15 protein-coding genes are annotated in these 13399 nt (G+C 38.6%); 6 read left to right on the forward strand and 9 right to left on the reverse strand.

From position 1 onward, the window contains the following. Positions 1–100: 100 nt before the first annotated feature. The 5 genes from MSHOH_RS15335 to MSHOH_RS15355 form a co-directional block, all read right to left on the reverse strand. Entirely contained in the window at positions 101–760 is a 660-nt protein-coding gene (locus tag MSHOH_RS15335; RefSeq protein ID WP_048140925.1) for a YIP1 family protein, read from the reverse strand. A gap of 113 nt (positions 761–873) precedes the next feature. Further along, a complete protein-coding gene (locus MSHOH_RS15340; RefSeq protein ID WP_048140927.1) occupies positions 874–1125 on the reverse strand; it encodes a cytochrome c biogenesis protein CcdA in 252 nt (83 codons plus the stop codon). 65 nt (positions 1126–1190) lie between these two features. Continuing rightward, positions 1191–1841, reverse strand: a complete 651-nt coding sequence (locus MSHOH_RS15345) for a hypothetical protein (protein ID WP_048140929.1) — start codon at positions 1839–1841, stop codon at positions 1191–1193. Between the two features lie 100 nt (positions 1842–1941). Beyond that, a complete protein-coding gene (locus MSHOH_RS15350; protein ID WP_239451004.1) occupies positions 1942–2937 on the reverse strand; it encodes an ABC transporter ATP-binding protein in 996 nt (331 codons plus the stop codon). 2 nt (positions 2938–2939) lie between these two features. Then, complete coding sequence (locus MSHOH_RS15355; RefSeq protein ID WP_048140931.1) at positions 2940–4508, reverse strand: COG1470 family protein; 1569 nt, start codon at positions 4506–4508, stop codon at positions 2940–2942. A 474-nt stretch (positions 4509–4982) separates the two neighbouring features. On the opposite strand from MSHOH_RS15355, the gene MSHOH_RS15360 reads away from it, so the two are divergent. The 6 genes from MSHOH_RS15360 (at position 4983) to MSHOH_RS22975 (ending at position 10161) form a co-directional block, all read left to right on the forward strand. Next, positions 4983–5402, forward strand: a complete 420-nt coding sequence (locus tag MSHOH_RS15360) for a hypothetical protein (protein ID WP_048140933.1) — start codon at positions 4983–4985, stop codon at positions 5400–5402. A gap of 225 nt (positions 5403–5627) precedes the next feature. After that, complete coding sequence (locus tag MSHOH_RS15365; protein WP_239451005.1) at positions 5628–7124, forward strand: TolB-like translocation protein; 1497 nt, start codon at positions 5628–5630, stop codon at positions 7122–7124. A gap of 4 nt (positions 7125–7128) precedes the next feature. Next, the gene (locus tag MSHOH_RS15370) at positions 7129–7983 is read left to right on the forward strand and encodes an ABC transporter permease (protein ID WP_048140934.1); all 855 of its coding nucleotides are present in this window, start codon (positions 7129–7131) and stop codon (positions 7981–7983) included. 12 nt (positions 7984–7995) lie between these two features. Beyond that, complete coding sequence (locus tag MSHOH_RS15375) at positions 7996–8880, forward strand: ABC transporter permease (protein ID WP_048140936.1); 885 nt, start codon at positions 7996–7998, stop codon at positions 8878–8880. A 466-nt stretch (positions 8881–9346) separates the two neighbouring features. Beyond that, complete coding sequence (locus tag MSHOH_RS22970) at positions 9347–9715, forward strand: transposase (RefSeq protein ID WP_082089377.1); 369 nt, start codon at positions 9347–9349, stop codon at positions 9713–9715. A gap of 2 nt (positions 9716–9717) precedes the next feature. Continuing rightward, the gene (locus MSHOH_RS22975) at positions 9718–10161 is read left to right on the forward strand and encodes a transposase (RefSeq protein ID WP_239451391.1); all 444 of its coding nucleotides are present in this window, start codon (positions 9718–9720) and stop codon (positions 10159–10161) included. 351 nt (positions 10162–10512) lie between these two features. On the opposite strand, the gene MSHOH_RS15385 is transcribed toward MSHOH_RS22975, so the two are convergent. The 4 genes from MSHOH_RS15385 to pdxT all read right to left on the reverse strand — a co-directional run bounded on the left by MSHOH_RS15385 (position 10513) and on the right by pdxT (position 13227). Beyond that, complete coding sequence (locus tag MSHOH_RS15385) at positions 10513–11277, reverse strand: winged helix-turn-helix transcriptional regulator (protein WP_052730886.1); 765 nt, start codon at positions 11275–11277, stop codon at positions 10513–10515. Then, positions 11237–11725: a hypothetical protein gene (locus MSHOH_RS15390; protein WP_048140941.1), complete on the reverse strand. Its 489-nt coding sequence runs from the start codon at positions 11723–11725 to the stop codon at positions 11237–11239. The genes MSHOH_RS15385 and MSHOH_RS15390 overlap by 41 nt, the downstream gene beginning before the upstream one ends. A 252-nt stretch (positions 11726–11977) precedes the next feature. Next, the gene (locus tag MSHOH_RS15395; RefSeq protein ID WP_048140942.1) at positions 11978–12385 is read right to left on the reverse strand and encodes a pyridoxamine 5'-phosphate oxidase family protein; all 408 of its coding nucleotides are present in this window, start codon (positions 12383–12385) and stop codon (positions 11978–11980) included. A 242-nt stretch (positions 12386–12627) separates the two neighbouring features. Then, positions 12628–13227 (reverse strand): pyridoxal 5'-phosphate synthase glutaminase subunit PdxT, encoded by a 600-nt coding sequence (pdxT, locus tag MSHOH_RS15400; protein ID WP_048140944.1) that lies wholly within the window; start codon positions 13225–13227, stop codon positions 12628–12630. Positions 13228–13399: the final 172 nt, after the last annotated feature.

The raw sequence follows: 13399 nt of genomic DNA on the forward strand, positions 1-13399 counted from the left end.
TCTTTCGAGATTCTTAAGCTAAAGACAAAACATTGATCTCAGCAGATTTGGAGTACACGCCCTACCAGATGCGATAGTGTTCCTTTTGTTTTTTACAGGATCAAATGCTCCCTGAAGTAAACAGGAATAAGTATACCTGATAAACAATAGACAGACCGACAGGAATACTAACCGCAAGAGTTGCATTTTTAATCGATATATTTCGTGCATGTAAAAGTGCGAACACCCAGATGTATGCAGACAGTAAGAGACATAGAATTCCAATTGTTTGCGAGGTATAGTACAGGGGGTTATTTGAAAATGTCTCCATCATATTTTCGGTAATAAGTTGCGGGTCCTGCAACGAAAAATCTGCAGAGGTTGTTAACCAGTACGTTATAACGACACCTATTAGACTGCTAAATATTTGCGGCACAAATCCATAACCTACAAACTCTAACGTTCTCTTGAAAGAACCTTTTGAATCAAATACATAAGATATTGCATATAAGATTCCACTCAGCAGGAACCAATAAAAAAATGTTCCAAATAACCCTCCGACAATAATGAAGAAAATTGTTGCAATTGAGAAATATGAACTCATATCAGAAGGAAACAATCCTCTGAATTGATTCATAGCCAGAAAACTTGAAACCATTGCAATTACAGCAATTACAAGTGTTATCAATACAGGATACTTAAAATTGACATCGTTTCTCGACTTTTCCCTGAAAAATGAATTAGGATCAAATAACAGATTATTTAGGTTTAGATTATTCATATTTTTCACACCATTGTAAGTCTTATGTAATAATTGCCATATTATTTATAAAGATTTCATATGTTAATCAGTTATTTAGATTTAACTTCATATTTTTGTTTATATCTTACAGCTTAAATCATAATCCATAATCCAAAAAATATAAACACAAATCCACTGATTTTTTTCAGATACATTTTATATGAACGAATCTGTTTGGACAGAGTATAGCCCCCTATCATGCCAACTCCAATAAAAGGTGTCAATACCCCTCCGCTGAAAGCAAGCAATAGAGCCAGATCATTAACAGTCCCGTTTGTAATAGTCTTGTTGAGCAGTACAAGAAGCATGGGAGCAGTGCAGGGAACTTTTACAAAAGAAAACAATATCCCAGAAATCCATAAGGGTATCTTTTCATTTAATAAACATGTATATACAGATAATAGAAAACTCAATTATCCGAATTCTGTTTGCGATGTGACCATTTTATTCCTAATACCAGAAATATCAGCAGTATTCCAAGAATTACGCTTCCTTTTAAAATGGGAAGAATAGGGCAGCCAAGTACAAGGTAACGTATAAAAATAAAAACACATGCAATTACGTAGAAAATCAGCAATCTCACAGGATCTTTTTGATTTGCTTTCCTTTCGCCATATATGATCTTTGAGAGTGAGACTCCGATAAATAATAAAAGCAAAATCCAGTATATCTGATCCATATTATAAACTAAAGAAGCATAAAGATAGGCGATATACAGAAGTATTGTAATAATTAGAAGACCCATATGTTCTCGAATTGACGAAGAAATATTAGTTTTTTCATCTTTATAGAGCTCTGTGACTTTTTTGTCGTGAGACTTTGAGCTCAAAATATGGGTAATTATAAAGGAAATATTATTGTTCTCAATTTGTTCCTTTTTTCTATACCATACCATAAACGAGAAATGGATAGCTGTAAAAAAGAGGGCCAGAATAAATACCCCTGACATCCCTAGCGGGATATATCCTTCCCTATTTAGTAGTCCGATTATTAAAAAACTAAAAAAGCATACTGAAAGTGAACGCAATAACTCCTCTTTTACAATATAGTCAATTTTCATGGCTCGCACCCTGCACTTTGGAAATTTTGAGCTTAAATCTATTTGCTTCTAAACCTGTATTTATTGAATAATACTGTGTTCTAACTGATCTCTTCCAGGCTTATGCTCCTTCAATAATTTTAAGGAATAGTTTCTTCAGATTCATTTCTTCTTCTTCGAACATGGATACAGTGCCGCCTGCTTTCCTAACAGCTTTTGCAATCTCTGTACGGAGCTTCGTCTTCGCATGCACATGCAGAGTTTCGTCCTGAATTTCAAGAGCAGTCACGCCCTCTACGGTTTTCACGGCTTCTGCGGCCTCGGAGAGTGGAATATCCTGAACCTCAAGCAAATAATTCACACCCTCCTTTGCTCTGATTATATCTCGCAGATCCTCCACAGACCCGACTGCCAGCAGCTTCCCTCTTGCAATTATTGCTATGCGGTCGCAGATCTCCTCAACTTCTTCCATGGAATGCGAACTCAGAAAAACGGTAACTCCTTTACTCCGGTTCAGGTCCTTTATAAGATCACGCATCATCTGAGCTCCCACGGGATCGATGCCGCTTGTTGGCTCGTCAAGGAAAAGAACTGAAGGTTCATTAATAAGAGCCTGTGCAAGCCCGAAACGCTTGCGCATGCCTGTAGAAAAACCGCCTGTTTTCTGATCGATTGCACGGGTAAGGCCCACGGTCTCAAGCAAATTTACAATCCTCTGTTCCCGTACTTCGGGTTCGATATCATAGAGTTTTGCATAAAAGCGCAGGTTCTGCCTTGCAGTGAGATTATCATAAAAACCGGCAGGCTCTGGAAGGACGCCTGTTGTTTCCCTTATATTTATTACTTCGCGGACAATATCATAACCTGCAACTTTCCCGCTTCCTTCACTTGGTTCAAGCAAACCGATAAGCATTTTCATGGTTGTGGTCTTGCCGGCCCCGTTAGGACCTACAAAGCCGAATACTTCTCCCTTTCTTACCTGCAGGTTCAGATTGTCTACCGCGTGTATTTTATTCTCCTTCCCGAAAACCTTACTCAAACGAATGGTTTCTATTGCGAATTCATCTACTTTCGGTACGACTTCATTTTGTTCTAATTCCATACTCATTGATTCCATGTTCACCGCCTTCCGAACTTACGTACTACAAAAACAAGCACAAGGACCGCAAAGCCCAGCATTGCTATGCCAAGAAGCCCGCTGCTTGATGATTTTTCCACATTCACCTTGATACTTTTCTCAGAGCTCACCAGATCATCACTCTTTGCCCGTATGAAAATCTCTTTGACACCGGAACCGGCATTGGCGTTTGCAGTGATCTCTACTGGGATGCTTCTGGATTTTCCTGATCCCAGCTCATCTATCGTTCCGAAACCCTGGATCTGTACGTTGATGCCACTTACCTCGTTAATTTCAAGGGTGACATCTTCAAGGTCCTCGTCTCCTCTGTTTTCAATACTGACCCGGATTTCAGAAGAACCTCCCGGATTCAGTGTCAATTCGCTGGGGTTTGGATCGACTTTAAGCAGTTCCTCATTTTCGATATCATGGTTAATGCCTACCTCAAGCTGCCTGGTAACTTTTTTATCCCCGCTAACAGCTGCAATTACGACCGGATAAAGCCCACCTGTAGCATTTTGAGAGGGCTTGACCTTTACTGTAAACTCCTGTTCCTCTCCCGCAGGAAGCATCAGGGAAGCAAGCCTTCCTTCCTTGTCTTCCTCAGTAAGAAATTCAGCTTTCCAGCCTTCAGGCAAGCTTAAGGCTTCAAGTTTCAGCTTAAGCGGCTGATCATACCGGTTTTTTAAAGAAACTGCAAATTCTGCAGTTTTTTCAGGTCTAATTTCAACTCCCACTATGTTAGAATTCAGCTCTACGTACGCACTTAAATCTTCATCCCTGGAAAGTTCAGGGTTTATGCTAACGCTGATCGGCAAAAACACACTCTGGTTTCCTTTTTCCGGGCATGCTGCTATCAAAATTTCATAATCTCCCTTTGTTGCATTGAGCGGAGGATTCACGAGAATTTTAAACTCCTGGCTTCCATCTCCAGGAACTCCTAACCTCGTAATTCTGGCTCCGTCGGTGGAAAGCAGGTCAACTCCCCACTCCTCGGGTTTCGAAACCAGAAAAATCCGAAAGTTTGCTCTACTTTCATATTTATTTTCTACAAAAGCCCCGAAACTGACAGGAATTCCGGGATGGGTCTTTTTTCCGGGAATATCCGAATAAATTTCCAGGTTAGGCATTGCAGCCCTGTCAACTGTTACTGTAAATTCCCTGTATATCAGATCATGATTTCGGATATTTTCTCCATAAGGCTTCAGGCCTATTTTTATAGGGTATTCCTCATCCTTTGCGTTTTCAGGAATTCTTACCTTAAGAGTCAATTCCTTTTCACTGGCTTCTTCAGGCAAAGTTATGTGACTGACCTGGTTGCCATCCGCATATACGCCTGCAGTCCAGTTTTCAGGCATTTTACTTATGAAAAGCATAACCGATATGCTCTCAGAAGTATTGTATCCCTTTTCCACGGTAAAACTGAACTCAACAAGGTCCCCTGGTCTTGCAACCTTGCCACTGACATCGTTCCCGACCGTAACCTTAGCGAAGTCTGCTCCAGCCTGGAAAGGCATTAGAATAAATAGCGTGAGCAGCACAAGAAGGAGTTTTACTTCGTTTTCAGGCACCTATATCCTTCCTAAAAGCATCATATAATGATCAGGAAAATTAGTGGAGCTATAAGTGGGACTGCAAGGCTTAGCTACTCTAAGCCATAGATACTTTAAGTCGTTGACTTTTTTCTCGACTAATAAAAATAACTATTGTTCCCAAAACTCTACTTCATCCTGAAAAATACCTATTCTTTTCTAAGAATATATTCTTCTTTAAATATTTTGTGTCCAAAGTCTTTAACAATCATGAAAAAAAGCTCAAATATTGATCATATATTTTTTTATAATAATAACAAGTGCGAATTGTTAGAGACTTTGGACATAAAAGTTATATTTATGAAAAAGAGTAGCAAGTTATGGAGTTCAACCGAGCGCGAAAAAAATGATCGAACTCCAACCCCTAAAAGAGGTAAATCTGCATAGTTTTAAGATTACTTAATACTTGCGGATTTTATCTCTCAATAGAAAAGTTTTGAGAGGTTAGATGAAATGAACATAAAAGCTAGTTTAATATTAGCACTCGCAGCATGTATTATGCTTGTGGGTGTTGCAGCAGCAAATCAAGAAAATCCTGAAGCAGGATCAACATGGTTAACAGCAGCTCTTTTCCATTTAGGCCCTGGGTACAACTCTGTTAGTGGATCTTTAAGCGTAGGTGACACTGCAGATTATTGGCGTCAAAGTAATGCTGCTAGTAGTGTATCGGTTATGTTGTACCTAGACCCAACTTCAAAATCAAATGGTGGAATAGCTCAGATGTACGAAGGCAACAGTGCACATTCCTTTATGCAGCGTGTACAGAAAGGTAATGACGTCTGTTCTGATACTTATCTGAATTATGCCCCAGTATACGTTACTATGACTCCAGCTGGCCTTGGAGACTATACCTTTACTGTACGGAGGTATTGAGAGTATAGGAAAAATTATAAGATAACTTTCTAAACTTGGACGGGTATTTTATATGTTAAGAAATATTATGGTAATTATATTTTTTTATTATTTGCTACAAACATAGCATCTGCTAATCCGGTATCCGAAGATTCAAATCTCAGCGTTACACCACTTGATGAAATTCTCCAGATAGAAGAAGGATTCATAGCAACCTCAACAGAATGGAGTCCTGATGGACAATATTTGCTTGTAACCTGTTACAAATGGGTTCCTCCTTCAAATAGTGTTGTTAAACATTACTTGTTAGACACGAATTCCCATACTTTCGGGGAAATAAATTATGGAATTAATGGATCGGATACCAATGGAATATTACAAGCAAAATGGATCCCGTCAGGTGACAAGGTATATTTCGAAGTTTCAAGGATCGACGAAACAAATTCCGGTTATTGTTATATCATTTGCAATCCAGATGGTACAAATTTGAGGTGTATAGGGACTAACTATACAGATCTTTCATACATACTAAAGAATCTTGGGGATATTGGTTATCAGAAGAATCTTAACTGGAATCCAGACTCCGGTAAAATCGTATTTGAATGGGAAAAACCCGGAAATCAATCTACCGGAGTATATGTAGTAGATGGAAGTGGTATAAATGCCCATGAACTTCCTTCAGCTACATATCCACAACCTACCTTCTACGACTCTAATAGAATTTTGATTGTCACCGATGAAGGAACTATATCGCTTATTAACAATAGCGGTAATTTGCTTCAGGATTTCCGGCCTGAGAACAAAAATGAACGATATTGCGCTTTTTCGCTTAGTCCTGACAGAAAAAAAATCATGTTTGCAGCAGGGTCATTAGATAGCTACAATTTACATACATATATCTCTAACATTGATGGTTCAAATTTAAAAGGAAATATCTCTTACAATGAAAATCTCTGGGTGAATGAGTCTTGGCAGCCAAACGGTTCTCTTTTGCTGGTAAATCAGAACAGGAATCTGTATGTTGTAGAAGGAGACGAAAATAATAAGCGTCTTTTGTATGAAGGCAATGCTAGCGAGCCCCAATGGTTCCCTGATGGAAGGAAAATACTGTTTGTTGAAAATGGAAACAAGCTTTATTCGATAGATGTTGACGGAACCAATCTGTCCTTTATCACGAGTTTCGGACCTACTTACTCCTACCTATGGAAATATTTTGGCGAAAGGCAGCATTTTTCAATAAATCCGTCTGGGAACACTATAGCTTTTATGTCTGCCTTTGATTCAGCTGCTGGAAGAATGATTGAAAACAATGACATTTATAAATTTGATATTGCTGCTCCTTTGTTCATCATTAATTCCAACGGTTCTAATCTTACTCAAGTGACACCTGCAGTAAAGGGAAGATATGATACCTGCATAAACTGGAGTCCTGATGGAAAGCAACTCACTATCGGATCCACTATATACACGGATCCCGGGTGGGACCATGGGAATAGCTCTCTGGTAGAATTGGATTCTGAAAACTCTTCGCCAATCTGGAAGAGTTTGCCTGTAAAGGAAATTATCAGGAGCGAAGAATCTGGCACCGTTGATAAAGTCCAGATCAATGAACCGGATTCCAAAAATACATCACAGGTTACTGAGAGTCAAGAAATAATCAAACAATCTCCTTCCTTTATGCTTTTACAAATGTTTACCTGCATAATGGGAATCTGGCTGCTGCATAAAAGCAAGGAGTTATGATATCGTGAATAAAAACTGCGTTTTAACGCTGGCACAAAAAGAATTTTCGGACAAACTGCATGAACCAGGTTTTTTCGTACTCCTTGCGATATTTATGGGTACCCTATTAATATATCTGCAAAGCCGCACAAGTGATTTTTGGGATGTTGTCCAGGTGATTGGCGTCTTCTTCCCATTGACAGGTATAGCTCTTGGATATGACGGGATAATTAAAGAAAAGAATAGCAAAAGCCTGAATGTTTTATTGACACATCCGGTTTTCAGAGATAATATCATAACAGGCAAATTTCTAGGAATTTCAATAACTCTTGCACTTATGGTATTTTCATCCCTGACAATAATTGAAGCATCGGATTTCCTGATTTCTGGGAAAGTTGCTGAACTTGATTCCCTCGTACGTCTGCTAATTTTCGGGATATTTACTTTCCTTTATTTACTAACTTTTGCAGCTTTTGGGCTTTTTGCTTCAGTCTGGTGTAAAACAGAAATTGAGTCCCTCACGTTCGGAGCTCTGGTCTGGATCAACATGTGCTTTGCCCTCGGCCCAACTATTATTATGCTTGCATCTTTCGCATCGGGTCAAACACTGTTTGATATGACGAAAGAGTTTGCTTCGACAGTTTCCTCATTTTACAATATCTCGCCTTTGCATCACTTTGCTGAGGTGACAGTTGGAGATCTGGATTTGAGTTATTATGGAGGGTTTCATATCCAGACAGATTTATACGGGTTTCTGGACACTCGCTATTCACTATCTTACCTGATTGGGTATTACTGGCAAAACGTAGTAATTTTGTTAATTCTCCCGTTTCTGTTTCTGGCAGCTTCATATATTTCATTTTTGAGAGATGATGTCTAAGGAGGGAACAATGTGGAAAATATCTCTAACATAAAAGTCATAGCCCAAAAGGAGTTTACTGACCATCTGAAAAGTCCTGTATTTCTTTCTTTTACAGCTACTTTTACGCTTGTTGTCCTTGCCTATTCATATGTGCTGGGGACAGAAGTCGAATATACATTAAATGTTCTTGGCAGCCCTGATTTGATGAGAGGGTTTGAAGGAGTAGCAGAGGTTGTCGGCCGTTTTGCACCAATTATAGGTATAGTGTTGGGTTTTGATGCAATTGTCAAAGAAATAAAATCCAGTTCCATGAATGTTTTATTGACACATCCTGTGTTCAGGGACAATATAATCCTTGGCAAGATTCTGGGATCGAGTTCATGTATTTTGCTCGTACTCTTCTTTTCCATCAATCTTGCAACCGGAGTCATGCTTATCGCTTCAGGAATTCCGGTCACAATGCAGCAAATCACAAGAATTGAGATATTTATATTTCTAACTTTTTTCTATGCTCTAATTTTCCTTGCAATCTCCATAATGATCTCAACAATATCAAAAAGATCAAATAATTCTCTTCTGTTCAACTTAATTTTCTGGCTTGTCATAACAGTACTATTTACCAATCTAATCTTTACCGTAAGTTATGCATTTTCAGAAGATCTCCATACGGCAAATGACCAGACTCAGCTTCTTAAGAACTTCTTACCTGACTATCATTTTACTACTACTGCGGTGGGAATCAAGAATACTGATACAGGACTTACTTCCGAGATAGGAGGGATATTTGATACCCACTATACACTGGGAGCCTGGGCAGGTGAATTCTGGCCCGATATGGCCTATCTTTTTGTGCTGCCATTCATCTTGCTTATAGGCTCGGTACTAGCGTTTTTGAAAAAAGACATAACATACTGAAGGGAAAAATTTTCATGAAGACAGTTTTAGGTTAAACAGCATAGCAAAAATATCCTTTCATTCTGGTGCCAAAACCAGAATAACTAATTTTTTAAGGTTGTAGTAGCATTTCCAAAGTTTTGGATGGGGAATTTAGTGTTAAGAAATATTATCACAATAGTTATATTTTCGTTATTGTTTGCTACGAATATAGTATCTTCCAACACTATATCCGAAGATTTAAATTTTAACATTACATCATTTGACAAAATTCTCCAGTTAGAAGAAGGATTCGTAGTAACATCAACAAAATGGAGTCCTGATGGGAAATAGTTTACTACTGACCCAATACAATTATTTGATGATCCTCAGCAGGATGATGAGGGTAGTGGTTTAATTGAATTTGATGCCCGGAATTCCTCTTCCATCTGAATGAGCCTGTTTCAAAATTATATATAATTTAACCTTATATTAATAGGGGAATATTATACACTTTGAAGAACTTAGTGATGCTCAATGGAAGTATATTCGCTTTCACCTTCCTCCCCAACCGAAGGTTGGGAGGAAGAGAGTAAATGATCGTCAGATCATTAACGGTATTCTTTATGTTCTTGTTACAGGTTGTCAATGGCGAGATATGCCCAAACAATACGGATCTTACGTAACTGCTTGGAGACGACTAAAAAGATGGTCTGAAGAAGGTGTTTGGGATATGATCTTTGATTCTCTTAAAGATGATCCTTATCGGAATGGACAACTCTCCCTTGGAATTGTTGCAATAGATAGCAGTTTTGTAGAAGCAAAAAAAGGGGAGAAAGTGTCGAGTATAATGGATTCAAAAAGAGAAAAGGAATAAAAATTCATGCAGCTGTAACCTCAGAAGGTTTTCCATTAAGCATTGTTATTGGTTCAGGAGCAGAATACGACCCTTATAAGTTTGAAGAGACTATTGGAGCAATAAAGGTAAGGACCGGGCATAGACCAATAACAAGACCAGAAGAAATAGTAGCGGATTCAATTTATGATGATGCGCAGGTACGAGAGTACCTGCGCAGAAGAAGAATCAAAACTTCTATTCCTGAAAACAAAAGAAACAGAAAGAAAAGAAAAAGAGGAAGACCTAGAAGATTTAGTAAACAATCGTATGCGAAAAGATCAGCAGTAGAAAGATTTTTCTCAAGGATAAAAACGGGATTCAGAAGAATTATCATAAGATATGAAAGATTGGATAAAATATTCAGGGCATTAGTGATAATAGCAACATTCTTCATTTACTGGGAAAAGCTACAGGAGAAATTATGAAACGAGCTCAATGATATGCCAGTAAAGGAAATTATCGGGAATGAAGAATCCAATACTGTTGATCAAGTCCAAAGCAATGAATTCAACTTTACAAAAATGTCAAATACCGCTGAGAATAAGGAAAAAAGCAGGAAATCTCCTTCTTTTGTGTTTTTACAACTTTTTGTTTGTCTAATAGGAATCTGGTTTCTTCATAAAAGCCGGGAGCAAGGATATTGTGAATAAAGATAGTATTTTAAAAAGCTTGGATTGGAGAAAAAAGCCTGAATTAAAAAGAGATTGTAGTGAGATTGGAGTAAGCTTTTTAAGAAATCTTTGATAATAAGTATCTTGAAGTTGGATCTAAGTTATTTACTCATGTTTTTCTATCAAATTATTATAAGAAGGATTTATCTCATAAATAATGTTTTTTCCTTTTTTTGTTTCCTTTACGAGCCCTATCTCTTTAAGTCTTCTCATGTGCCAGCTAATCGTAGCTCTTGAAACTCCAATTTCACATGCAAGAGCTACATTTGTATTACACGTGTCATTTCGTATTTCTGAGATTATTCTTTGATTCATTATGTTTTGAAGGGCAGAAATGATTCTTTTTTCTTCGTTATCACAAGCCAGATCACTTCCGAAATATCTTGTTTTTCCGCCCTCTTTATAAGCTTCGATTTTGTTTTGAGCTTTGAGAGTTTTTATATGATATTTGACTGCTCCTCTATTTAAAGTTACATTATTTACAATCTCACTAATATACGCCCCAGGTCTGGCTTTAATATAGGCATAGACTTTAGATTGACTGGAGTTATCAGGTACATCTGCTCGACCTGTAATCCGGAACCCGAGTATTGCGAAAATAAGCTTTGCAGGGTTCAGCAGTATATCTATTATCGATAAGACGTGCATCAGGGCCAGCCACAGGAGGAACTGCCAGTAGACTGTAAAGTCCCTGGCTACTGTTACTTCTTCTCCCGCCCTGGATACTCCAAATTCATCACCAGGCGCTGGGCTTACAATATATTCCGTAGCCTCAGCTGTCAACACAAAAAATAAAGAGAAAAAGAAAAGGAGCCAGAGTTTCCTGTGATTAATGGAATGCGACATTAAAGGTGTAATCTTCGGTTCCACTGACCGATTCCCCGTAGACCTTAAACTGCCAGGTTCCCTGTTCCACATATCCCTGAGAGGGATCTATATTAAGGCGTATCCTGCCATTTACGCTTCCATCATAATTATCACGGTAGGGTCCCAACTTACTTCCCGAGGGTGTAGAGATGCTAAGAGTCAGGGAATCGCTGCTATCTCCCCAGTTCAAGTCCACTTCAAGATAATTTATTCCTGAACCTACGCCCACATAGTGTGTTATAGTCTGCCCCTGAGTTATGTACTGGGTTGACCGTAGAGGAGAAATAGAATCCTCTGTATCAGAAGAATTTTCTACCCAGGGACTAACAATGTACTCTATTCCAGCAGAAGCCGGAGAATCTTCCGTGCCAGAATTTTCCGCGTGTTCCTCTTCGGCTGAAACCGCAGGCACAGCCATCAATCCTATTATTACACATAATACAAATATCATCAAGGATTTCAAATAATCACCCAAAAAAGAACTTAGAAGTCTGAATATATATAACTTCTGTGTAAATTATCAAATAATCATCATATCTGCCTTTATAAAAGAATGTTACTAAATTAAAAAAATAGTCTAAAAAAAGACATCATAAGATCTTTTATCTGGCATATTTCGTCAAAAAAAGAAATAGAACGAGGATGAAAAAGCACCCTCTACATCAGAATGAAACCATAAATTTTATAAACCATTTGATAAATTTCAAAGAAGCTGCTTTCCGGCACCCTCTCCGGATCTGCACTCGTAAACTTCCGTAATTTTCATAACGGCAAGGGCTTTTGCAGGAAATCTGTCTCCCATGCTCTTCACAGCCTTATACATCTTTTCGTAGTCTTCCCCTTCGGTTTTGATTTCAAAATCCCCTTTTATCTGGTAGCAGCCTTTGATCTCTGGACCCCAGACATAGATTGCTCCTCTCGGATTTTCTTCAAGGTTCTGGCGGGTCTTGTGGAAGTAGTTGTCTGCAATCCAGATAGTTTCCCGGTCTTCCTGGAGTTTACAAAAGCCTATTGGTATTACATTTGGTTCTCCACTTTTGGAGGCAGTTGAAAAAGGAAAAATTCTCATTTTTGCAAAATCTTCTACCATTTCGTTGCTTAATTTGACCATTTACTTCACCCCTTCATTGAATCTTTTTTTATTAATATGGCTCCAATGAATATATAACTTTGAAGGCACCAGAAAAAGAAAACTCAAAGGTTTTAGCCTGAATTTTGTTTCTCAGGAAAAGAACAGAAATTTTATAGAAAAACTATAGGAAGTCTGGAAAGATAGTGAAGTGCAACAATTGTAAAGAAAAAAGACAGGGGTCAGTTGCCGGAAAAACCAATGAACCTGACCCGTGTAGACTCTTAGCAGTTGAAAATCTTACTCAGGAAGTACTGGTGGATGCGCAAATCATCGGTTAATTCCGGGTGAAATGCAAGGGCCAGCACATTTCCCTGCTCTGCAGCAATAATCATATCTTCAAGCCTGGAAAGCACCTTCACGCCAGGTCCGCAGCTCACAATTCCCGGAGCCCGAATAAACACGCCTGTAAAAGGAGAATCAAGAATGGACACATCAAGCTCCGCCTCGAAAGAATCTCTCTGCCTCCCAAAGGCGTTTCTGTTAACCCTGGTATCCATAATTCCGAGCAGCTCCTGCCCTGTCTTTTCTACCTGCTGGTCTCCTTCCTTTGCAAGAACAATCAGCCCTGCACAGGTCCCTAGAATCGGAATTCCCCTTGCAGCTGCCTCCTTAATCTCATCTGCAATCCCTTCACGGGCAAGCAGCCTGCAAAGCGTTGTACTCTCTCCGCCAGGGATCACAATTCCGCTGCACGCCGGAACAATTCCTTTATGCTTTATTTCAACTACCTCTGCATCTATCCCTCTCTCTGCAAGGGCTCTCCTTAAAGCATCAACATGCTCAGAAACCGCTCCCTGAATAGCGATTACACCTATTTTCATTAAAAACACCATTTTCCAGAATCGATCCTGTTTATTAAAGCAAAAATATAAAAAAATAAATTAGTTTTATTCTTATAAACCTGCAAGAATAAATCTGTTTTTAAAAAATTGAATTTTAGTCTCTTGAAAGAGACTCGTTTCTTATATATAAATTAGTCCTCTTGAGCGAAGC

Origin of the sequence: Methanosarcina horonobensis HB-1 = JCM 15518 (genome assembly GCF_000970285.1) — an archaeon.
Taxonomy (GTDB): Archaea; Halobacteriota; Methanosarcinia; order Methanosarcinales; family Methanosarcinaceae; genus Methanosarcina; species Methanosarcina horonobensis.